The sequence below is a fragment of the Thermococcus sp. CX2 genome, from assembly GCF_012027555.1.
Taxonomy (GTDB): Archaea; Methanobacteriota_B; Thermococci; order Thermococcales; family Thermococcaceae; genus Thermococcus.
In genome coordinates this window covers 308,238-330,742 of record NZ_SNUQ01000001.1, presented here as the reverse complement: position 1 = coordinate 330,742, position 22,505 = coordinate 308,238, and the positions used below count along the sequence as shown (strand labels likewise).

The following is a 22,505-nucleotide window of genomic DNA, read 5'->3' as shown; positions in this document are numbered from 1 at the left end:
TTTTCACACCCCCCACATCGCGAGGATTAGCAGGATTATGACGAGATACCAGGCGTAGTTCTGGACGTTTCCGTTGTAGACGTAGTTCCTCATGGTCTCGGCGAAGTCCTCAACGGTCTTTCCAACGTCCTTGTAGAACCTGTCGAAGCTCATCCTGAGCCAGAAGGACAGGGCCTCCTTGAGCGGAAGGAAGAAGTTCCTCCTGATGGTGAGGTTGTACTCCATCGTTACTGGGTTTCCTGACTGGTAGGTGTCAGTTATCGGAACCTTTCTGACCTTGGCACCCATGAAGTAGACTATGGCCGCGATGAGCATGCCGACCACGAACCAGACGGTGAGGAGGAGGCCGCTGTACTTACCGAAGCCGAGGTTCAGCTCCCATATAGTTCCACCGATGACCTCTCTGCCGAATATCTTGTTCAGCTCCTGGGCCACAAGACCTGGAGCGACACCGAAGACGACGTTGAGCACCGCAAGTATGCCCATGCCTATGGCAAGTGGCAATGGAGCGTCCTTGGTGTCGTCAAGGTCGGTTGGCCTCTGACCGAACCAGACTGCGTAGGTGAACCTGATGAGGTAGACGAAACCTACGGCGCTTCCAAAGAACACCATCGCACCGAGTATCGGCATGTTCTGGCTTATGACCGACTCGAAGATTAGCCACTTGCTGGCGAAGCCGACCATCGGCGGAATTCCGGCGAGGCTGAGTATCGCTACGAAGGCCATCGCAAATGTTACTGGCATCTTCTCTGCCAGGCCGCCCATGTCCTTGAACTCCGTCTTTCCGGTGCGGTAGATTATGGTGGCCACTATGAGGAAGAACAGTCCCTTGAAGAGGGCGTGGCTGATGGCGTGGTAGATGGCGGCTTCAATGCTCAATGCCGTCCCAACGCCTATGCCCACGAGGATGTAGCCGAGCTGGCTTATACTGGAGTAGGCGAAGAGCTTTCTGATGTCCTCCTGGAGCGCCGCGAGGATACCGCCGACGATAATGGTTAGACCGCCGAGGAATGCTATGATGTAGCCGAACTTGGGGACAGTTCTAATCGTTCCGAATTCGTAGAGCAGGCGGTAGCCTATGAGCATGTAGATGAGGATAAATCCGTAAACGCCCGTCTTGCTAAGGACGCCGCTGAACATCGCGGTGTAGCTCTGGTTGGTCTCGCTGTAAGCATCGGGCGCCCAGACGTGAAGCGGGAACATCCCAGCCTTAACGCCGAAGGCGACCAGGAAGAGACCGAAGATTAACGCAATTTCGCCCCTGCTGAAGAGCGTGCCTGAACCTATAGCAGCCATCGCAACGTCCTGGGAGAACGCCTGATAGATGTCTATGAAGCTGAAGGAGCCTATCTTCGTGTAGATAATGCCTATCGCTATGAGCATAGCGTAGGCACCGATGACGCTGAGCACGAAGTACTTGAGGGATGCGGCCTTGTTGTACCTCAGCACCATCATGAAGCTGGCGAAGGTCATTATTTCCCAGAAGATGAAGAAGCCCAGCAGGTCGTAGGCTATGAATACCCCGTAGACTCCTGTGAGGCTCATGAGGGCGAAGAGCCACTCATAGCCCTTCTTAGCCGTTGAGACCATGCCGAGGACCGCAGCCAGTCCGACGACGCCAGCTATCATGGCGAATACCCAGCTCAGGTGGGTAAGCATAAACTCAAAGCTGAACCCTGCGAAGTTGAGGGTGTAGTTTACCATTCCCTCTGACTCGATGGTTGGGTATAGCTTGATGAGGTAGGCCAATGGAACCGCCGCTCCAGCGACGCCGAGCAGCTCTCTGATTCCCTTTATGTCGAGTGCCCAGGCGATGACTCCCGCAACGAGCGGCGCGAAAATGATTATGAAAAGTTCGTTAATCATGCTCCCACCCCCATCAGTGGAACGTTCTTAACGTACTGGGTCACGTTGAAGATGTCCTCTCCAGCCTTCCTGGCGAGCTCCCAGACGTAGTCTGGATAGACGCCTATGACCACCACAAGGGCCGCGAGGAAGAGCATCATGAGGCCAATGACAAAGCTCTCGTTGATCTTTTCTCCTTCTCCTTCGAACCATATCGTGTGAAGCAGCCTGAAGTAATAGACTGCCTCCACGACGCTCGCTGAAAGAACGAGCACGGCTGCCCAGGTGTAGCCGACGTCTATAGTGGCCAGGATTATTCTGACCTTGCTCCAGAAGACGTTGAAGAGCGGTATTCCGACCGTGGCTATGGCACCGATTGAAATTGCGAAGGCCGTCCGCGGCATCTTCTTTCCAAGCCCCTTGAAGTTCTCCACCTCTGCACCGCCGAGAGTTATCGCCACGTAGCCGACGGCGAGGAACAGGAGGGCCTTGACTACCGCGTGGTTGATCATGTGAAACACTCCTGCATCAACGCCGGCCTGAGTTCCGAGGGCAAATGCAAGGGCTATTAAGCCGACCTGAGCGATGCTCGAGTAAGCTATCATTCTCTTGACGTTCTTCTGCCTGAGCGCGGCAAGCTCGGCAACGACGACGGTGAGGGTGGCCATTATTATGAGCATCCTGAGCACGGAGTTCCAGCTTCCGACGTCGCTCATGAGATAGATCAGCCTCGCCATCGCGTAGAGGGCAGCCTTGACGACGAAGGCTGAGAACATGACGGTAATCGGATGGGGCGCTGCCTGATAAGCGTCGGGTGCCCAGGCGTTGAGCGGGAAGATCTCTGCCTCAACGGCCAAGCCGAAGATTATCAGCGCGAGGCCGACCTGGGCAACGGTCGGGTTCATAGTCGCAGCGAGCTGGGCTATCTGAGCCATGTTGAGGGTTCCAAGGGAGCCGTAGATTAAAGCGACACCGATGAGGAAGAAGCTTGAACCGATTCCACCGAGGATGATGTACTTCATTGAAGCCTCGGCCGCCTCGCCGGTCTTGTTGTAGGCGGTAAGTGCGTAGGCGCTTATTGCAGTTATCTCCATGAAGACGAAGAGGTTGAAGATGTCACCGGTCGCTATCATTCCAGTGGCACCGAGCATCAGCAGGAGGAAGAGCATGGCGTATTTGTCTATTGGCTCAGTTTTAACGGCGCTGATGCTGAAGACTGCCATGAAGAGACTGACGACCGCTATTATGAGCACGAAGAGTGCCGCAAAGTGGCCGATGTAGAGGTTTATTCCCACGGGTGGCTTCCAGCCGCCGGCGATGACTATTATGGGCTGGCCCGTGGTGTAGACCTCCTTGAAGACCCACGCCGCTATTCCAGTCTGGAGGGCGGTAACTAGGATCAGGAAGTACCTGACGGCGTTCTTTCCAATCCCCTTAAACACGGGGACGAAGAACGCGCTGATGAGGGGTAATGCTATGAGCAGGGAAGCGTACTGCCCGTTCATCCTCTCAACCTCCTTATCTCCTCAACGTTGAGGGTTCCGTACTTCTCGTAAATCAGGATGGCAACGCTAAGGGCCATGGCAGTGGTGGCAACTCCGATAACTATCGCCGTGAGAACCAATGCCTGCGGAATCGGGTCAACTGCCTGGCTCGGACCTATTCCTTCGCTCAGTATGGGGGCGCTCTTACCGCTCACGTAGCCAATGCTGATGAGGAGCAGGTTGACGCCGGTTTCCATTATGCTTAGCCCAACGAGGATTTTGAGCAGGTTCCTCTTGATGAGTATGGCGTAGAGGCCTATGAGGATGAGCGCTATGGCTCCAAAGTAGTAGACGCTTATCATTCGCTCACCTCCTCTTTGACCATGTTGTCAATGATTCCGCTGAGTTCGGTTCCGACCTTGATGCCGATTATGGTGTAGATTATCGGTATGAAGCCGCCGCTGAGGAGCCTGCCGATGTTGTCGGTTCCAAACTGCCAGGTCTGCCATATCCAGTCGAAGAGGAAGTAGCCGCCTATCGCGAGGCCGATGAGACCAACGGTAACGTAGCCCATGCCGGCCAGTCCTTCTGTAACCTCAAAGCCCCTGTGCGGTATCTCGTAGGCGATGTAGGCCAGGTAGAGCAGCAGGAAGGCAGTAGCTACCGTTGCTCCGCCTGGGAATCCTCCGCCCGGAGTGAGGTGTCCGTGGATGAAGATGTAGGCACCGAAGAGCATCACGAATGGGAAGAGCAGCCTCGTACCTGTTGTGAGGACGATGCTTCCCTCTGTCTTGGCGGTTCTCTTCTTCTTTCTCTTCCAGAGCAGGGCACCGACACCGGTTGATGCTATGAACAGGACTGTGACTTCACCGAGGGTATCGAAGCCACGGTAGTTGACAACTACCGCGGTGACGGCATTGACCGCTCCAGTCTGATCCTTCACGTTGTCGAGGTAGTACTGGCCGATGAGCATCTTGTCCTCGCCGAAGGGAACCTGAGACAGCCCAACGGCCAGCCAGTAACCGATGACGAGGAGGGTAATTATTGCCAAGGCGCGCTTGACTACCATCTCACCCACCACCCGGGCTTTTCTTCATCCTCGGTCTCATACCTCTGGGTTCTCTTAATCGCGAATATGAAGATTGCACCGCTCAGCGCTGCACCTATGGCAGCCTCGGTCATGGCAACGTCTGGCGCCTGCAGGAAGAAGAACAGCAGCGAGGCGAACAGACTAACCGCTGCCATTCCGACGACCGCAGCTAGTAGGTCCTTCCACTCGACTGCTAGGATTGCGGAGACTACCATGATTGCAACTATTAAGTGGGGGATGTAATATGCGAGGTTCATTCCTCACCACCCTCCTCCGTCTTTGCCTCGGCTTCGAGGTGTTCTTTGTACTTATCAACGACGCTGCCCTCCCACAGCGGGATTCCGCTCTTGTACGCTGCCCTTATGAGCGCGTGGGCGCTTATCGGGTTGGTGAGCAGCAGGAAGACCGCTATCACTATCGTCTTGGTGAGCCATGCGATGCTCCCGTAGTCGGTTCCAAGGGCCCATATTCCAACTCCGACGAGGACACCAAGGGAGCCAAGGGTGGCGCTCTTGGTTGAGGTCTGCATCCTGTTGTAGACGTCTGGCATCCTGATTAGGCCCAACGCTGACAGGAAGTAAAAGAACGTCCCCAACAGGACGAGAACTTCACCGATTATTGTAAGGGCGCTCATACTCCTCCCTCCAGGTAGCGCGCGAAGGCTATGACTCCTCCAAAGGCGAGGATCGCATACACGAGGGCAACGTCGAGGAATATCATCCTCTTGTAGTAGAGCGCGAAGAGCACCATGAGTCCGGTGGTTATGGTAGTCATGATGTCCACTGCAACGAGCCTATCGACGGTTGTGGGTCCTCTGAAGACCCTGTACATGCTCAGGAGCGTTGCTATGGCTATAAGGGCGAGGTATACGTTAATCCCTATCATCCGAAGATCACCTTCAGGAACTTTTCAAAGGGCTCGGTTATGTTCTTAGAAGCGCCTTCAATCGAGTCGTCCTTAACGTCTATCCAGTGAATAAAGTACCTGTCGCCCTTTACGTCGAGGGTGATGGTTCCCGGCGTAAGGGTTATCGAGTTCGCGAGGCTGAGCTTTCCAACGTCGCTCTTGAGAACGGTTCTGCATTCAACGATTCCTGGGTTTATGGGCCTCTTCGGGTGAAGAACCCTGTAGGCCACGTCGAGGTTGGCCATGATCATGGCCCAGAGGAAGTAGGGTATGTAGGCTATAGCGTAGGCGATTCTCTTTGGGTGCAGGTTCGCCAGTCCGTTGGTAGTGAATATCTCGTAGGTAAAAGCCGCGACTATCAGGGACAGCACAAGGCCGAATCCTAATTCCTGAGGATCTAGACTGGCCGTTAGAAACAGCCATATTGCAAACAGCACGATAACCGTATACAGATAGCGGCTTATCCTGCTTGCTTCTCCCATTCAGCAACCCTCCAGTGGTTGATGGACGTGCTCCGAACAGAGATAAGTGAAGCTAATTTTTGGTTTTAAACAATGATTTATAAACCTTACCTGCGAAGAACAAAGGTTCAAAACTTTTGGTTAAAATGGGGACAGCAGATTTGTTCTATGATGCCAAGAAGAGTCCCTCAGGGCGCATGACTTTATAGAAGCCACGAACTCCTCAAATTTGTTTACCAAAAGTTGGGAAAGTTGAAGAAAACTTCAGCCAACAAATTAGTAAGAGAGAAGAGAGAATTCAATAAATCGAAATCCTCTTGACTCCCTCAAGCTTGGAGAGCTCGTTTATCAGGTCACCCGGTATGGGTTTCTCGGTGATTATCGTGAGTGTTGCCTCTGGGTAGAGCTCCGGATCTTCGGCAACCACCTGGACGATGTTGATTTCTCTCTCGGCTATCTTCTGGGCTATCTTGGCGAGTATTCCTATGGCCCTTGGCTCGGGTTCGATTTCGATAACGCCGTAGCCGACGTGCCTTCCGACGTACTTCATGTGAACCGTGGGTTCGAGGTTGGTGTAAATCTCCTTCAGCTCGGGTATCTTGAGTATCATCCCGACAGTCTCCTTCACAACGCGCCTGTCGACGTCGAGGGCCTTGGCTATCTTTGTGTAGGGAACCTCGATGTCCCCGGCCTTAATCTTCATGTCGTCTGACACACGAAGGCCGTACTTGAGGAGGGTCTTGGCAATCTGCTTTCTGACGGGATATTCATCAAAGTAATGCTCAATCTTTCCCCACATGTGCACTCCCCCACAGTAGTCCATCATTAGACTGTTTAATTCAATAATATTAAAATGTTTCCATGCCCGCATGATGGCAAAGGGTCTCCCTTTAAAAAATTTGGCAGAATGGCCTTAAAGCTTCATCCCTGACCGGATTTTTTATCCATCGGCGGATTTTTAAAAGAGTCCGGGAACTGGAGACTATGATTGAGGTGAGGCTCCCACATACTATCTTTGAAGACCTCGGTGAGAGTGTGAGGTTAATCTGGAGGAGGACGCTCTACGCTGACTTCGAAAAAGATGAACTCAAGAGGGTTCTGAGGAGGAAGTATAAGGTTTTCCCGGACATAAGCGTGAGAGACGGGGCGCTCATCATCGATACTGATTATCCCGAAATAGAGAAGTACATCGTGATATACATCCAGAACAACCTCGGTGCACTCCTCAGGAACCGCTACACCAAGAGAAAAGTCCTCTACGTTCACGAGGGGATGGACGTTCCCCTCCTTGGCTATAACGCCTTTGGTTTGATAGACAGGGGCACAAACCTTATTCAGGTGAGGGGAGTCAGCGGCTGCAACATGAGCTGCATCTTCTGCTCCGTCGATGAGGGGCCCTACTCTAGGACGAGGAAGCTCGACTACGTGGTGGACGTCGACTATCTGATGAAATGGTTTGACGACGTGGCCAGAATCAAGGGTAAAGGCCTGGAGGCACATCTCGACGGCCAAGGAGAGCCGCTTCTCTATCCTTTTAGCGTGGAGCTAGTTCAGGCCCTAAGGGAGCATCCGAACGTTAGGGTAATCTCGATGCAGAGCAACGGGACTCTGCTGAACGATAAACTCGTGGAAGAACTTGCCGAGGCGGGTCTCGATAGGGTGAACCTCTCACTCCATTCCCTTGACCCAGAGAAGGCCAAGATGCTTATGGGACGGAAAGACTACGACCTTCAGCACGTCCTGGACATGGCCGAGGCTTTGGTGAATGCGGGCATCGACGTCCTCCTCGCCCCGGTCATAATCTTTGGCATCAACGACAACGAGGCCGAGGCTTTCATTGAGTTCGCGAGGAGGATTGGAGCAGGTAAGAGATGGCCTGCTCTCGGCTTCCAGAACTACATCCCCTACAAGTTTGGCAGGAATCCAACTATAGCCAAGCTCGTGCCGTTCAAGAAGTTTTACGAGTGGCTCCGCGAGCTGGAGAGGAAAACTGGAATGAAGCCCCTCGTTCTGAAGCCTAAGCACTTTGGCATGGAGAAGCGTGAATTTATCCCCCTTGCCTTCAGGCCAGGGGAGGTTGTAAAGGCCGAGGTTGTTCTGCCAGGCAGAATCCAGGGTGAGATGCTGGCTAAGGCCAGAAACAGGCTCATTGAGGTCATCAATACAGATGCTGAGGTCGGTGACAGGATAAAAATCAAGATAGTGAGAACGAGGCATGGGATTTACATTGGAACCGAAGTCTAGGACAATAACTCTTTAAAGTAACTGCCTAAATAAATCTAGGTGTTGGAAATGAAACGCGCCCTCTTAGTTGTGGGCATTGCCGCGCTGATAGTCCTTTCGATTGCTGGTGTGGCCTTCGCAAGTGAGTCCTATGTCATCTCAGACTACTCAGGAGCGGCACAGCAGGACGGAACAACGATTGTAGACAACAGTACCACCTGGAAGTACGCCCCGGAGAACCCTGGAGTTGTGTATATAGCAGTTTGGGCACCTGAGCCATACAAGAACTACATTACAAAGGCCCTCGTTGAGGTCGTTAGGTCTCAGGGACTCAAAGCTGTCGTTGTTAACGATGTGTCCAAGTACGACCTGAAAGGAAGGCTCGTCGTGGCGTTCTTCCCCTATACGGAGTGGAGCAACGGGGTGCTTTCTCGCGAGGTTGCCCTTTCTGGAATACTCTACTACTCCTACGATGGAGATGCGAAGTCAATAATCAATGCAACAAGGGCTTTTGACCTGTCCAAAGATGCAATATCTACCTTCGCTGGAGAACTCTGCCAGGTGAGTTCAAAGAGAATGGTATACGAACACATAGTCAACAGGGACTGCAATGTTGCCTACTGGTGGAACCTTAAGGCAAAAGTTGGGAAGTTGAGCCAGGCAAATCCATACGAGATGGTGGCAAACGAGATATCCTCCCAGCTCAAGAACTTCTTGCTTAGTGATAACGAGGCTAAATGAACCTTGAACTCCTGACTTTTAATTTTTCCATTTTGTACAGCTTCAGCAGTATCTCGGCAATTCTTTCGCCCGCTTTTCCATCGCCGAAGGGATTTGGAGCACTCGCCATCTTCTTGTAGAACTCCTCATCGCTCAGAAGTCTCTCGACGTAGCTCAGGGCTCTCTCCTTTTCGAGGCCAACGAGGACGTTGCCGCCGGCTTTCACAGTTTCCGGTCTCTCGGTGTTGTAGCGGAGGGTCAGGCAGGGCACGTTCAGGATTATGCTCTCCTCCTGAATCCCGCCGGAGTCTGTCATAACTATTTTCGCGTTCTTCTGGAGCTTTAAGAAGTCGAGATATCCAAGCGGCTTCGTGACAATAAGGTTCTCTATCGCCTCAACACGTTCCCAGAGGCCGAAACTCTCGAGCCTCTTCCTCGTTCTGGGATGCATGGGATAGACGGCCTTAATCGGCAGCGCCTCAAGGATTTCCAAGAGCCTTCTGAGATTCTCCTTGCTGTCCGTGTTCTCAGCTCTGTGGGCCGTGATGAGGATGTATTCCCTGCTTTTGAGGCCAAGCCTCTCCAGAATATCGCTCTTCCTCTCGGCTATCTCTGCGTTCTGGAGGACTGCGTCAACAACGGTGTTGCCCACGACGTAAACGTTCTCAGTTATGCCCTCACGCTCGAGGTTTTCCCTCGCCTCTTCCGTCGGGGCAAAGAGAACCTCACTTGCGTGATCCGCTAAAATCCTGTTTATCTCCTCAGGCATCGTTCTGTCGAAGCTCCTTAAGCCAGCTTCAACATGGGCAACGGGGATTTTCAGCTTGACGCTTGCCAGTGCGCCGGCAAGGACTGTGTTCGTATCGCCCTGAACGAGCGTGACGTCGGGCTTTTCTTTCATCAGAACCTTCTCGATCTTAATCATTGCTGTTCCCGTCTGTTCGGCCTGCGTTCCAGAACCAACTTCAAGGTGGTAGTCTATCTTCCTGAGCTCTAACTCCTCGAGGAATACACTGCTCATCTCGTAGTCGTAGTGCTGGCCGGTGTGAACCAGTAGAGGTTCGATGCCCATCTCTTCAAACGCCCTGATAACGGGAGCGAGCTTGATTATCTCCGGCCTGGTTCCGAAGACGAAGGCTGGCTTCAATACTCGCCCCTCCCGATGCCCTTGAAGATGAATCCCTTGGGGGGTTCCTTGACCACGTGCCGGCCATCGATGAGGATCTTATTCCGCATGATCTTTCCAAGCTCCTCCCAGTTTATGGCTTTGAAGGACGTGTGATCGGTGGCTATCACGACGGCGTCGGCACCACTGACGGCGGCTTCGAGGCTCTCGTGCGTTCCGCCCACGTAGGGGTCGTAGGTTCTTATCTCCCCAACGTCATCCCTTATGGCCTCTATGAGGGCAGACGCCGGGGAGTTTCTTGTGTCGTCTGAGTTTCCTTTGTAGGCGAGCCCCAAGATAGTTACAACTGCCTCTTCTGGGGGCAGGTTTATCTCTCTGAAGGCTTTGAAGAGCAAGTCCTTCGTGAAGAGAGGCATGCTGTCGTTTATCTCCCTTGCTAACCTTATCAAGCCGAAGTCCTCCTTGGCTGGCCAGATGAGTAAATGTGGATCTTTGGGCAGGCAATGGCCGCCGACACCTATGCCGGGGATGTGGATTCTGACCCTTGGATGGGTGTTCGCAAGCTCTATTGCCTCGAAGACGTTTATCCCATACTGGTGGGCGAGGAAGGCGAACTCGTTGGCTAGGGCGATGTTGACGTCTCTGAACGTGTTCTCCATAAGCTTAACGACTTCACTAACGGTCGAGCTCGTCTTGAACGTCTGTCCCTTTACGAAGGAGCGGTAGAGGAGTTCGGCAAGCTCGGCACTCTCGGGAGTTATGCCCCCAAAGATCCTTGAATTGTACACCAGTTCTTTGAAAATTCTGCCCGGCATTACTCTCTCCGGGGCGTGAACCATGTAGAAGTCCTCACCAGCTTTTAGACCGGTCAGCTCCTCTATCAGTGTGGCCATCTTGGCCGTTGTGAGAGGAGGAACGGTGCTCTCTATTATGACGAGTGAGCCTTTTTTCATGGCCCCAGCTACAGTTCTCACAGCGCTCTCGAGATAGCTCAGATTGGGAGTTTTGTCATCCTTGAGCGGGGTCTGGACGCAGATTATGTAAACATCCTTCCCCTTTATATCCGCAGGATTCGAGGTCGCCCTCAGGTTGCCATTTTTAAGGGCATTCTGTAGAAGCTCGTCGATTTCAGGCTCAATTATATGGGCATGACCGGAGTTTATTTTTTCAACAACATCCTCCCGAATCTCTAGTCCCGTTACCCTGAAACCCGCGTTGGCGAACATTATGGCCGTTGGGAGTCCTATGTATCCTAGTCCTATCACGGCGAGTTCGGCGGTTCGGTTCTCTATCTTTTCTCGCATTACTCTCACCTATCGACGGTGGTACTCTTGGGAATAAAAGTCTTTTCCAAAAAACGATTTCTGGCCGGATTTCAGCCCTATGCAGGACGTCTGTAGTATTTTTAACCCCGCACCCTCTTTTGGCTCTCTCTAGGTTTTTCACAACTTCAATTTCATCGAAAGAAAGCGTTTTAAACGTTTTTTTAGCTCAAAACGCCATACAAAAACTTCAAAAAGAAGGCCCCACAACCGTTTTTGGGAAAGCCTTATAATTGAACAGGAATGTCCAATAGATAGGTGAGTGGGATGAAGATATGGATAGACATCACCAATGCTCCTCACGTTCACTTTTTCAAGGGTGTAATCAGGGAGCTGGAGAAATCTGGGCACGAGGTTCTTATAACAACCAGGGAGTTTGACGGGCTGACGGATATCCTTGACATGTTTGGATTCGATTACTACGTCATTGGCCGCCATGGAGGTGCTACTCTCGAGGGCAAGCTTCTCATGAGCGCAGAGAGAATGTACAAACTCTCCAAGCTTATAATCGAGGAAAAGCCCGATCTGGCCCTGTACAAACATTCCGCAGAGGCACCACGGGTTGCGTTCGGACTTAGGATACCCTCCATCGGCTTCGTTGACAACGAGACTGCCGTGGCTCAGAACAAGCTCATCCTGCCATACACGAGCCTCTTGATTTACCCCATGGCCATAGACGCCTACGAGCTGCTCAAGTGCGGTGCAGATCCAAACGGCATGCGCCCTGTGAAAGGCTTTTCAGAACTTGCACATCTCTACGGCTTTGTTCCCGATAAAAAAGTCCTTAGGGAGCTGGGTTTAAAGAAAAACGGCTACATCGTGATGCGCACGGAGCCGATAAAGGCCAACTACTTCAACGGAGATTCTGAAAAGAGCATTCTCGAGGGCGTGATTCCCCTCCTGCCAGAAGTCCCGATAGTTCTCTTCCCGAGGATCGAGAGCCAGAGAAAAAGGTTCGAAAGATTTTCCAACGTTATAATTCCAGAACATGCCGTTGACAGCCTTAGCCTTCTTTATTATGCCAAGCTCATGATAGGCGCTGGCGGAACGATGAACAGGGAAGCTATCGCCCTAGGAACTCCCACGATATCCACATATCCTGGCAAGCTCTTGGCCGTCACCAAGTGGCTCGTGGAGAAGGGGCTTAAGTTCCACTCAACTGATCCAGTGGAAGTGGCAAGGATGGCTGAGCGCATGATGGAACTCAACGGCAGTTACAGAGCCTACATAAGGAGCATTGTTAGCGGCTTTGAAAACCCAATGGACGTTATCCTCAGGGAGATAGAGACCTACGAAGAGCTTGGAACGTTCAAGACGATAAAAATTGGGGAATCAACCAATGCCAGCGATGCTAGGGGTTACATAGGCCTCGATGAACGCCGCAACGATGAGAAGTAGCACTGAGATTCCAAAAAGCTTAAGCGCCCTTAAAGCACCTCTTTTAAATCTCCCCCCTATTTCACCTTCTCCGTGAACTATCTCCTGATACCACATTATTCCAGCCGTTCCGGCAATGGCGAGCGCTGGAATTTCGACAATTCCGTGGGGTATCAGCCCGAGGAGTATCTGCGTCGTTGAAATGTTTCCCGTGAGCTGGACTGCCCTCACTACAACACCAACGATAAAGCCGTTGAAGGCCATTATGAACCATGGGCCGAGACCAAAGAGTAAGCCGGAGAGCACCATGAAGGCCGCAACCATGGAGTTGTTGGTGAATATCATGACGAAGTTCTTGAAATCTGAGTCCGAAACGGGCCCTATTTCCTCCCCGATTTTTTGGGTGATGTTCACAGCTGCGTCGGGATTGCCTACAGCGAAGACGTATCCTATGAACGCCAGTCCCAGAAAAACGAAGAGAAGCATGATGAAAATACGGCGCGGAGATTTCTTTCCCAGTTCGAGGGCCAAAGGCATCACCCTTAATCCTTAAGGGCGTTTTTGATGGCTATCTTGAAGTCCTCAACGTTCACGTAGGGCATCCCTATGTCCATCCTCACCGCGAAGAACTCGTCTATAACGTGCTCAAGCTCCTCCAGTTTGTGCCCTTTGAGCTCCTTTTCAAGCTCGCCGATGGTTTCCTCTGGGTGGATGAAGAAGTCCCCCGTAATCTTCACGTTCTCCGCGATTCCGTTTTCCTCATCAATCTCAACCCTTATCAGGCCCTTTCTGGCCTTGTGCTCGCCGACATGGTGTTTCATATCCATCCCCAGGAGTAAACTCCGCGGAGAACTTTTTAAAGGTTGGGTCGAAGTGGTTGCGGTGATAGTGATGGGATACACGGAGGTTAAGGAGAAAGCCAAGCTCATCTTAATGGAAGAACTCGAGAAGATGCTCAAGGAGAGCGGGAAGGAGTGGGAAGGTGAGATTACGTTTGACGAAACCCCAAGCATAGAGTTCGGCGACTTTGCCACAACGGTTTCATTTCAGCTGGCGCGCGTCTTCAGGAAGGCCCCCAAGCTCATAGCTGAGGAAATCGTGAAGCGCATAGACGGGAAGCTCCCCGAAGAGATAGCTAAAGTCGAGGCCGTAAATGGGTATATCAACTTTTTCCTCGACTACGAGCGCTTTGGAAGGAACTTGATCAGCGAGATTCTTAGCATGGGCGAGCGCTACGGCGAGAGCAAGCTCGGAAAGGGAAAGAAAGTCATCGTAGAGCACACCTCCGTCAACCCGACCAAACCGCTCCACATGGGTCACGCGAGGAATGCAGTTCTCGGCGATACTATGGCGAGAATCATGAGGGCCCTGGGTTATAACGTTGAGGTTCAGAACTACATCGATGACCTTGGCGTCCAGTTCGCCCAGGTGCTCTGGGGCTACTTGAACATAGGGATCGACTCGGTGGATGCACCCATCGATAAGCTTGATCATAAGCTTGGTCTGCTCTATGTTGAGGTTCACAAGAGGCTTGAAGAAGACCCCGAGGTCGAGAAGCAGGTCAGGGAGCTGATGAAAAAGCTCGAGGAGGGCGATAACGAGATAGCCGAAGCGGGCAGAAAGCTGGCCGAGCTCTGCGTCAGGGCCCAAATGGAAACAACTTACAGAATGAACATCGCCTACGACCTCCTGAGCTGGGAGAGCGACATAGTCAGGAGCGGGATCTTCGAGGAGGCTTACAGCCTCATCGAGAAGAACGAAAACTTTGAGTGGGCAAAAGAGGGCAAATATGCCGGAGCGTTCATAATGAAGCTTGGCAAGCTCTTCCCCGACATGGAGAATCCCGACATGGTGCTCATCAGGAGCGACGGAACTGCGACCTACACTGGCAAGGACATAGCCTACCACCTCTGGAAGTTTGGTAAGGTAAAGGCGGACATGCTCTACAAGATTTGGGACAGGCACAAGGAGCACGAAACTTGGACCACCGCAAAGGATGGCGGGCCGAGCGACCGCTTTGGAAAGGCGGATATAGTCATCAACGTCATCGGTGCTGAGCAGAAGTATCCCCAGAGGGCGGTGGCGTACGCCCTCAAGCTTCTGGGCTTCGAAGATGCTTACGAGAACTTCCACCATCTCGCTTACGAGCACGTGGTCAGGCCAGAAGGGAAGTTCAGCGGCAGGAAGGGAACTTGGGTTGGCTTTACCGTTGATGAGGTGCTCAATGAGGCTGTAAAGCGTGCCAAAGAGCTCGTCGAGGAAAAGAACCCCAACCTGAGCGAGGAGGAGAAGGAAAAGATAGCCGAAGCCGTCGGAGTCGGTGCCATAAGGTTCAACCTCGTCAAGTACAGCCCAGAGAAGATAATCACTTTCCGCTGGGAGGACGTCATGAATTTCGAGGGAGAGAGTGCCCCATACGTCCAGTACGCCCACGCGCGCTGTGCCTCAATACTGCGGAAGGCAGAAAGCTCGGGAATCTCCACAGACTGGAAGAACCTGATCGAGAAGGCGGACTTCTCAAAGCTCACCCGCAGGGAGAAGGAACTGATAAAGCTCCTTGCAAAGTTCCCGGAGATTGTCGAGCAGGCTGGAAGGGACATCAAGCCTCACCTCATCCCCTGGTATGCCAATGAATTAGCTTCGCTCTTCAACAAGTTCTACATGGATCATCCAGTTCTCAAGGCCGAGGACGGGGTAAGGGAAGAGCGCCTGCTCCTCGTGCTGGCCACGAAAGGAGTGCTCAGAAACGCACTCGCGCTGCTCGGCATAGAAGCCCCCGAGAAGATGTGAGAAAAGCTAAAATACCTCCCTCTTTCTAACTTTTCTGGTGATGTCATGCGCGGTGTTATAGTACCCCTTGTAACACCCTTCAACGAAGATTACTCCATTGATGTCCCTGCCCTTGAGGAGCACATAGACTTCCTCCAGAAGGTAGGCGTCCACGGGATATTCATCAACGCAACCACCGGTGAATTCACAAGTTTAAGCCTTGAAGAAAGAAAATTCCTGGCTGAAAAGGGACGTGAACTTGTTAATTCCGCTTTCTACCTTGTGGGAGCAGCCTCTACGAACACCTTTGAGGTTATAGAACTAACTAAACACGCCCGAGACATTGGCGCGGACTACGTTGTAATAGCTCCACCCTACTACTGTCCACTAAAGGAGGAGGCCCTGTTCAGGCACTACTCGATGGTGGCTGAGAGCACCGATATTCCAATAATCCTTTACAACATCCCGAGTTGCGCGAACCCTCTGAGCGTTCAGCTTATCAAGCGGCTTGCCCTCGAGTATCCGAATATAGCTGGCGTTAAGGAGACGATAGACAGCGTAAACCACATCAGGGAAGTAATCCTGGAGGTTAAAGGCGAACGGGAGGACTTTGTGGTATTCACCGGCCTTGACCAGCACTTCTTGAACACCCTCATCCTAGGTGGAGATGGCGGGATAATGGCCTGCGCCAACTTTGCCCCGGAGCTGCACCTGGAACTCTACAAGGCGTTCCAGGAAAAGCGTTTTGAGGATGCATTCCTTTACGCCCGAAAGCTAACAGAGCTTTCGAAGGTTTACGATTTGGCCTCTTCCTTCGGTTCGGCGATAAAGCTCGCGATGAACATCAGGGGATTCTCCATAAAGCCAGTTCTGAGGCCGCCATATGTGATTGACGGAGACAATGTGAAAGAAGAGATAAGGAAACTCCTCAAGAAAGTGCTCTACTGAATCTTGTACCTCAGGAAAGCTCCAAGTCCTCCAAAGGCCTTGTAAAACTGCTGGCCCTCCTCAGTGTCGAGGGAGATTATCTCCACATCGGAGCCGCTTTCCTCTGCCATCTTTATGAGCTCCTCTGCGACGTCCCACTTCTCGAAGCTTAGGTTCTGGCTGCCACACTTGGGGCAGTGGGTGAGCTTCTTCTTGTAAACGTGGAACTCGCTCTCACTCATAGTTTTGAGCTCCTCCCAGCCGCAGGCATTGCACTTTGCCCTAACCCTGACCTTGTCGTAGCCCTCGCTGATGAGGAGAGTATCCACTGCCCCGAGCTCGAGGGCTTTCCTGATTTCCCTCTCACCGTAGGTTATTAGGCCAGTGTCCTTGACGAGATGCCTGAAGAACTCCTGAATGAGCTTTCTTTCTTTGACGGCCTCGTGCTCGCTCAGCATGTCGCTGGCCTTCTCAACGAGCTCCCTTAGGCCGTACTCGCCGTGGTAGCTGATGTCAACGACACCTATCACCTTCTTCCTCAGCTCGTGGTGCAGGTAGTCCCCATCAACGAACTCCTCCTTGGTCGGTCCAGGACCACCGACAATGATGCCCTTCAGCTCTCCCTTCTCAAGGAGCGGCAGGAAAGCCTTGGTGGCGTGTTCGGCGATCCTCTTCATGAACTCGTGGGTCTCCTGCTCCCTAATCCTCTCGTAACGCCTCGCTGACTGACCACCGGCACGGGTCTTTCCTGGAACGTTCGAGGTGAGCTCGTCAATAACTTCAATACGTTTGCCTCTGAGCAGACCGATGGTGGCCTCGTTCTTCTCGACAGTGATGAGGCCGTAGGCGTCTTTGACGCGGAGCATCTCCTCGAGGGGTTCAGTTACAAACGTCTGATCGCAGCGGTAGAGCCTAACCTTGAGCGGTTCTGGGGGGACTATTGCCCAGAGCTTGATGTCGCTGACTCCCTCCTGCTCGCTGACGTTTCCGACGAAGAGCGCGAGTCCCGTCTCAGGGGTCTTGCGGTAGAGTTTGAGGTGCTGCATGGCCCTTTCTAAGGCACCGAGAACGTTTTTCCTAGTTGACTTTGACTTGATGTTCTGAGCCGTCCCGTACTCCTCCCTAAGCTGCTGCATGACCTTGTTTATATCATAGCCTGCTGGTATGTAGAGGGAGACGAGCTCGGTCGCTCGACCTCGATAACTCTTCAGTTCCTCGACCTTCTTCTTGAGTTCGTACATTTCGGCTGATTTGTGAGACATGAGCATCACCTTCCAAAACCTTCTCTCGCTCCAAGAAGGGCACGAAAAGGGTACTTATAAAGATTTAGATGTGGCTAGAGCCACGAGAGTATCATGAGAAGGATTACCCCGAAGACCCCTCCAACGGCTACTATCAGGATATTTATGAAGGTGAACGGAACGTTCGCTATTCCGACCGCGTTCAGTATCCACAGGAGTATCAGGCCGATAACTGCGTTGGTAATCAGGTACTTCAGGATGGCTATGGTCAATTTAAAAACTAAGTACAGGACAAACGCAAGCAGGAACAAAAACAACAGCGTTTCAATCATACGATCACCTCTCAGGAGAGTTTTTCAAGGGTTTCGCGGGCAATTTGTCCGAGGGTAACCCACTTCTTGCCCTCAAATGGTAGTATGACTTTGTCTTCAACGTTGACGAACTCCTCAACGTACTCCCTGGTCTCTTTAGCGTCGAGCTCACCGAGCAACATCAATGCAAAGCCCCGGATGTTCTTATCTCCCTCTTTGAGTTCTTCGATTAGATCACTGACAATTGTCCCTTTGAGCCCCAATATTCTAGTTCGAAATCTACGGACAAGTTCATAGGATAGCACCATCGCATTTTCCTTTACGTAAGGGTTTCTGTTCTTTGTGAGCTCAATGGCTTTGGGAAAGACTTTCTCAAGGTAAGGCTCAAGCACATCACTTCGCTGTTCCGCAATCGTTCCCAGAATGAGAAGGGCATCTCCTCGAATCCCGGGCACACTGTCGTCAAGGAGCTCAATAAGGCCGTCAAGTGCCTTCTTATCTTTTAGAACCATTGTGAGGATGTCATTAAAGCGCTCCTCCTCTATGAGTTTTTTTATTTTATCCTTTTTTGAGCCGAATGAGAGGAAGCCCATGGTATCACCCTTACATTTATTTTTAGTTGAGCTTGTTAAAAATCTTTTTGGGTATGGGTATCTTTGGCACATTATCAGAAGTTAATTCTGAAGAAGTTTGTCTCCTTATCCGTGATCATTGTGGAATATTGTGTTATTCTACATTAGGATGTCTCCTCAACAATATTTTTAAGGATGTGCCGAGTTTGTTTTCTCTGGTGGTGTGGTGATAAAGACTGGAACAAAAAAATCCTTATTTTATGTTCATCTGGCTGTCTTTGGTTACATAACTTTCTTTTCGGTATACTCAATTCTTAGACATTATGTGTACCTGACTTCAGGTTATGATTTGGGCATTTTCCTACAGTCACTCTGGACAACTGCTCATAATCAAGGTTTATTGTTTAATACCGGAGAATGGCAGGATTTGGGAGTGTACTCCCACTTCGGTACACATAATCAGCCCATACTACTTCTTCTTGTTCCATTGTATAAGTTATTTCCATACGCTGAGACTCTCCTGATTATTCAGACCTCCGCCTTGGGTCTTGCAGCTTATCCGTTGTTTAAGTTTGCTTATCTCGTAACGAATGACGAGAAGAAAGCTACCTTTGTTGTCCTTCTATATCTTATGAATCCTGCAGTACACGGGATTAATAGGTTCAATTTTCACCCAGTTAGCCTTGCGGTTCCTTTTATCTTTCTGACAGCTTATTACCTTGAGAAACATGAGTATTTCAGAGCCCTATTATCTGCACTGGTAATTCTTACCGTGAAGGAAGATGCGGGTTTGGCATTAATAAGTTTGGGCTTGGTGTATATTTTTGGGGATTATACTGTTAGGGATCTTCTAAACATCCGAAATTGGACTAAAATCCTCAAAACAAAGAAAATGCCAACAGTGCTTATATCTATAGGCATCCTGTGGATATTAATTAGCATGTTTGTAGTAGTGCCAATGTTTAATCCTATGGGATACCCCTACTTCTCAGATAATAAACTTGGTGAGGTGTACTACTTCCATATTAATATCAATGGAAAGCTAGTATTAGGATATATCTTGGTAATCCTCACGTCCCTTGGTTTTTTGCCCCTGTTAAAACCAAGGTTATTCCTAGCTACGTTGCCACTATGGCTCGAAAATATATTGTCTAACAACGATTACCAAATGATGATTGGATATCAATACCCATACATGTTAATTCCATTGTTGTTTATAATGATCGTCTATGGATTGAAAGATTTGGAAGCAATAACCATCAAGGTTGCCTATAGAGATTTTACAAATACATACTCTGTAACTCTGAAAAAAATTTTAGTGATTCCATTCTTGACAATGTTACTTTTTTCTCCGGCGTTTCATGTAATTGACACCGACTATGTGTCTGGATATAGGATTACCCAACTACTTTATATGTGGAGAGTTGGAAACTCATATTTCGGCGTAATTGACGAGATAGTTGAATATCTTCAACAAAGTCAATGCCCAATATCGACTCATAATGAGCTGTTTCCTCATTTAGCTAACAGGCTGGATACTTACTATATAGTAACTCCATTTAACTCAACATACATAGACAATAAAACGATTATCCTAATTGAGTCCACGAGGCCGAGTTATAACAAAGACATAACGTATCTCAAAAAGAGTGAATACGATAACCTAATAATAGTTAATGCATCTAAAATCATCCTTGAATGCTATTCGATGTATCCTTATCCATCTGAAGCTGGTAGAGAATGCATCCATGAAAAACTTCTGGAGAAAATCACCGAATGTGAGAGGAGGAGTGAAGATGGGTAAGCTGGATCATAAGGACTCAGTGTATAGATATACCTTGTTAAGTATGATATTCTTTGCTTACATACTCCTTCGCCTGCTTATGTTTGAATCCATGAGCGAATACTATGACTATGACGAGGGTACGTATCTCCTAATTGCACGGCTGATTAACCATGGTTATCTCCCTTACAGGGATATTTTTGCGGTTCATCCTCCCCTCTATTATTATCTCCTTGCTGTCTGGCTAAGGGTATTTGGCGACAATTATATAACTGGACGGGCGCTATCAGTTTTCTTTGGTCTGCTATCACTGATCATAGCTTACTACATTGGCAAGGAGATTAAAGATTGGAAACTGGGCATTATCCTTTCGGGATTGCTGGCCCTCGATCCTCTTTTAATTCAGGTAAACTCCTTGGTTTTCCATGAATCTTCAATTGAATTTTTCACTCTGCTGTCTGTTTACTATTTTATCAGGTACATAAAAACAGAAGATGAAAAATATGCGTATATTGCGTTATTTTGGGTGGGTCTCGGAAGCACATCCAAATTCACAATTCTTCCGTATGCACTTGCACTCTACGTCCTAATACTATTCAACAAAAGTGAACGCATTATTTCATACTTACATGGTGCAATAGGGGTTATTTTTAACAAACGACAGGTCTTTATACTAGCGACAACATACCTCATCATGATTCTCCTGGTTATGGCAACTGTTATCCTATGGCCAAGCTGGTATGTTAGGGCTGTTGTTGTGGTGCCGGGTATTCATAGGATCGTTTACTGGGATCAGATAATCCCCATAATGGTTCTCCTTGTCCTCTGGGGCAGTCTGACATTGAAAATATTCAACTGCTCGTATCTTCCCCAAGTAAAAGACATGATTAGCTTTTCACTTCATAATCTAAAACGCGTCTTGCTTCTGGCTTCAGCATTCTTTTTGCCCAAAATAATCGTGGAAGGATTGTTAGGAATTGCGATTAGCACTGATTATCTCTCCCAGACATATTTGATACAGGGTGGGAGGAGCTTCCCGATAATAAACTTCTTCATATTCGTTAGCGACCTCTTCGAGGATATTTACAAGAACACTCTGGAGTTCTGGATGTTTATTCTTCCTGTTGTTCTATTAGCACTCCTAGTACTGGCTATCTGGGCATTTTCCAAGAAAGTCCCAATGTCTTCGTTGGGCAAATCCCTCCTTGTCTTGTCAACAATAACAGCGTTTATGTACTTTGCAGTGTCTCCATCTATTATCACAGGCAGGTTTATCCTGCCCCTTCTATTGTTGATACATATTCTGCTTGCGGATGTTCTTTACAATCTTCCCTCCATCGTTCAAAAAGGACATGTACGCACTCTGGGCTTTTTCCTCGTTCTATTGCTGTTGGTGGCTGATTTTGGGATTGTTTACCAGTATCCCCACGGCAATCTAAAGTTTATCTACGCGGTTCACACAAAAACGATGAGGGATGATCTTAGGGACTACCTCTCATCCGCCGACATTGCTCTGGGGACAACCTATTCCTTAAATCCAATGAATACTTACTATCTGGACGCCAACACAGTCCCATATTACATTGACGCATTTGGTTTACTTTTACTTGAAGACCTCAACGTTAGTACGATGCTTAAGATCTTGAAAGAGGAGGGAGTTGAATATTTCGTCATTAGCACCTGGGCATATTATAACTGGGTTAACAAAGAATTCAGAGATCAACTTCGGAGCTTTGCATCGACAGTGAGGATGGGTTCAACTTTACTGTATGGAGAGTCTTACGATAACAAGGATATCTTAGAAATGTATTCACGATTGCTTACTCATAATTCCGCAGGGCCACTTTATATAAGCACTTACAATGGTAGGGTCGTTGTTTGGGTAAACTCAACGGAAATTGCGAATTTCTACGCAGTTAGTAACAACACCGCTTTTAATTTCCGCACTCAGCTGAGCTATGATTTGGATAAGAATGACTATCTCGCAGTTCAGTACGCAAACGCTTCCAGCTCGGTTGCATTTAGATTGTTATTAAATGGGAGCCAATTAATATTTTTAGACGTGCCTGCTGCTCTGGTATTCAATTTTACTGGGGAGATAACAGTATTTGGCGAGGACAAATTCCTAAAACTTGGCGATGAATCTAACTCTCCAGTTGATGTTTATTGTGGGGACTTCCACTTGTTGATTGGTGGGAAAGACATCAAAGTTAGAAAAGTGTCCAATAACCGGATTGAAATAATCGGTGATAAGATAATCCTCGAGCTTAGAGATCATTAATCATCCATTTTGCAACTCGCTCAGTGCCTCGGAAACTAGATTGTCCTCCGACTCGACAAGCTGCGCA

The 22,505-nt window shown here is 49.7% G+C and carries 23 protein-coding genes; 7 read left to right on the top strand and 16 right to left on the bottom strand.

Translation table 11 applies throughout. The annotated features are described in order from the left end of the window. Window positions 1-3: 3 nt before the first annotated feature. The 9 genes from E3E23_RS01850 to E3E23_RS01810 all read right to left on the bottom strand — a co-directional run bounded on the left by E3E23_RS01850 (window position 4) and on the right by E3E23_RS01810 (window position 6,585). Window positions 4-1,863 (bottom strand): proton-conducting transporter membrane subunit, encoded by a 1,860-nt coding sequence (locus E3E23_RS01850; protein ID WP_167906566.1) that lies wholly within the window; start codon window positions 1,861-1,863, stop codon window positions 4-6. Next, window positions 1,863-3,350: a proton-conducting transporter membrane subunit gene (locus tag E3E23_RS01845; RefSeq protein WP_167905949.1), complete on the bottom strand. Its 1,488-nt coding sequence runs from the start codon at window positions 3,348-3,350 to the stop codon at window positions 1,863-1,865. The genes E3E23_RS01850 and E3E23_RS01845 overlap by 1 nt, the downstream gene beginning before the upstream one ends. Further along, window positions 3,347-3,691, bottom strand: a complete 345-nt coding sequence (locus E3E23_RS01840; protein WP_068666617.1) for an NADH-quinone oxidoreductase subunit K — start codon at window positions 3,689-3,691, stop codon at window positions 3,347-3,349. Before E3E23_RS01840 ends, E3E23_RS01845 begins: the two co-directional genes overlap by 4 nt. Next, on the bottom strand, window positions 3,688-4,398 hold the full coding sequence (locus tag E3E23_RS01835; RefSeq protein WP_167905948.1) for a Na(+)/H(+) antiporter subunit B: 711 nt from the start codon (window positions 4,396-4,398) through the stop codon (window positions 3,688-3,690). The genes E3E23_RS01840 and E3E23_RS01835 overlap by 4 nt, the downstream gene beginning before the upstream one ends. Further along, entirely contained in the window at window positions 4,392-4,676 is a 285-nt protein-coding gene (locus E3E23_RS01830) for a DUF4040 domain-containing protein (protein WP_068666621.1), read from the bottom strand. The genes E3E23_RS01835 and E3E23_RS01830 overlap by 7 nt, the downstream gene beginning before the upstream one ends. Then, entirely contained in the window at window positions 4,673-5,053 is a 381-nt protein-coding gene (mnhG, locus tag E3E23_RS01825) for a monovalent cation/H(+) antiporter subunit G (protein WP_167905947.1), read from the bottom strand. The genes E3E23_RS01830 and mnhG overlap by 4 nt, the downstream gene beginning before the upstream one ends. Then, complete coding sequence (locus tag E3E23_RS01820) at window positions 5,050-5,304, bottom strand: monovalent cation/H+ antiporter complex subunit F (protein ID WP_167905946.1); 255 nt, start codon at window positions 5,302-5,304, stop codon at window positions 5,050-5,052. Before E3E23_RS01820 ends, mnhG begins: the two co-directional genes overlap by 4 nt. Then, window positions 5,301-5,807 (bottom strand): Na+/H+ antiporter subunit E, encoded by a 507-nt coding sequence (locus E3E23_RS01815; protein ID WP_167905945.1) that lies wholly within the window; start codon window positions 5,805-5,807, stop codon window positions 5,301-5,303. The genes E3E23_RS01820 and E3E23_RS01815 overlap by 4 nt, the downstream gene beginning before the upstream one ends. A 277-nt stretch (window positions 5,808-6,084) precedes the next feature. After that, window positions 6,085-6,585, bottom strand: a complete 501-nt coding sequence (locus E3E23_RS01810) for a regulator (RefSeq protein ID WP_167906564.1) — start codon at window positions 6,583-6,585, stop codon at window positions 6,085-6,087. A 185-nt stretch (window positions 6,586-6,770) separates the two neighbouring features. Between E3E23_RS01810 and E3E23_RS01805 the strand changes: the two genes are divergently transcribed. Next, a complete protein-coding gene (locus E3E23_RS01805; RefSeq protein WP_167905944.1) occupies window positions 6,771-8,030 on the top strand; it encodes a radical SAM protein in 1,260 nt (419 codons plus the stop codon). A gap of 42 nt (window positions 8,031-8,072) precedes the next feature. Then, a complete protein-coding gene (locus tag E3E23_RS01800; protein ID WP_206205594.1) occupies window positions 8,073-8,750 on the top strand; it encodes a hypothetical protein in 678 nt (225 codons plus the stop codon). Here E3E23_RS01800 and wecB read toward each other — a convergent pair. Together wecB and E3E23_RS01790 are read right to left on the bottom strand one after the other, a co-directional pair. Continuing rightward, window positions 8,743-9,876 carry a non-hydrolyzing UDP-N-acetylglucosamine 2-epimerase gene (wecB, locus tag E3E23_RS01795; RefSeq protein ID WP_167905942.1) on the bottom strand — a complete coding sequence of 378 codons (1,134 nt, stop codon included), beginning with the start codon at window positions 9,874-9,876 and terminating at the stop codon, window positions 8,743-8,745. The two genes, E3E23_RS01800 and wecB, sit on opposite strands and share 8 nt — an antisense overlap. Then, window positions 9,873-11,159, bottom strand: a complete 1,287-nt coding sequence (locus E3E23_RS01790; RefSeq protein ID WP_167906562.1) for a UDP-N-acetyl-D-mannosamine dehydrogenase — start codon at window positions 11,157-11,159, stop codon at window positions 9,873-9,875. The genes wecB and E3E23_RS01790 overlap by 4 nt, the downstream gene beginning before the upstream one ends. A 285-nt stretch (window positions 11,160-11,444) precedes the next feature. Between E3E23_RS01790 and E3E23_RS01785 the strand changes: the two genes are divergently transcribed. After that, window positions 11,445-12,575 (top strand): DUF354 domain-containing protein, encoded by a 1,131-nt coding sequence (locus E3E23_RS01785; RefSeq protein ID WP_167906560.1) that lies wholly within the window; start codon window positions 11,445-11,447, stop codon window positions 12,573-12,575. Here E3E23_RS01785 and E3E23_RS01780 read toward each other — a convergent pair. Continuing rightward, complete coding sequence (locus E3E23_RS01780; protein ID WP_167905940.1) at window positions 12,510-13,091, bottom strand: stage II sporulation protein M; 582 nt, start codon at window positions 13,089-13,091, stop codon at window positions 12,510-12,512. The genes E3E23_RS01785 and E3E23_RS01780 overlap by 66 nt on opposite strands. Before the next feature lie 5 nt (window positions 13,092-13,096). Beyond that, window positions 13,097-13,375, bottom strand: coding sequence for a lipoate protein ligase C-terminal domain-containing protein (locus tag E3E23_RS01775; protein ID WP_167906558.1), 279 nt, complete (start codon window positions 13,373-13,375; stop codon window positions 13,097-13,099). 70 nt (window positions 13,376-13,445) lie between these two features. Here E3E23_RS01775 and E3E23_RS01770 point away from each other — a divergent pair, with 70 nt between their 5' ends. Together E3E23_RS01770 and E3E23_RS01765 are read left to right on the top strand one after the other, a co-directional pair. After that, window positions 13,446-15,344, top strand: coding sequence for an arginine--tRNA ligase (locus tag E3E23_RS01770; protein ID WP_167906556.1), 1,899 nt, complete (start codon window positions 13,446-13,448; stop codon window positions 15,342-15,344). Between the two features lie 45 nt (window positions 15,345-15,389). Further along, entirely contained in the window at window positions 15,390-16,271 is an 882-nt protein-coding gene (locus tag E3E23_RS01765) for a dihydrodipicolinate synthase family protein (protein ID WP_167905938.1), read from the top strand. Here E3E23_RS01765 and prf1 read toward each other — a convergent pair. The 3 genes from prf1 to E3E23_RS01750 all read right to left on the bottom strand — a co-directional run bounded on the left by prf1 (window position 16,265) and on the right by E3E23_RS01750 (window position 18,395). Continuing rightward, entirely contained in the window at window positions 16,265-17,512 is a 1,248-nt protein-coding gene (gene prf1 / locus E3E23_RS01760; RefSeq protein ID WP_167906554.1) for a peptide chain release factor aRF-1, read from the bottom strand. The two genes, E3E23_RS01765 and prf1, sit on opposite strands and share 7 nt — an antisense overlap. Before the next feature lie 74 nt (window positions 17,513-17,586). Beyond that, entirely contained in the window at window positions 17,587-17,823 is a 237-nt protein-coding gene (locus E3E23_RS01755) for a pro-sigmaK processing inhibitor BofA family protein (RefSeq protein ID WP_068666657.1), read from the bottom strand. 11 nt (window positions 17,824-17,834) lie between these two features. Further along, entirely contained in the window at window positions 17,835-18,395 is a 561-nt protein-coding gene (locus E3E23_RS01750) for a HEAT repeat domain-containing protein (RefSeq protein ID WP_167905936.1), read from the bottom strand. 205 nt (window positions 18,396-18,600) lie between these two features. Here E3E23_RS01750 and E3E23_RS01745 point away from each other — a divergent pair, with 205 nt between their 5' ends. Then, window positions 18,601-20,178 (top strand): DUF2079 domain-containing protein, encoded by a 1,578-nt coding sequence (locus tag E3E23_RS01745; RefSeq protein WP_167905934.1) that lies wholly within the window; start codon window positions 18,601-18,603, stop codon window positions 20,176-20,178. Next, a complete protein-coding gene (locus tag E3E23_RS01740) occupies window positions 20,171-22,438 on the top strand; it encodes a glycosyltransferase family 39 protein (protein ID WP_167905933.1) in 2,268 nt (755 codons plus the stop codon). Before E3E23_RS01745 ends, E3E23_RS01740 begins: the two co-directional genes overlap by 8 nt. The last annotated feature ends 67 nt before the right edge of the window (window positions 22,439-22,505 follow it).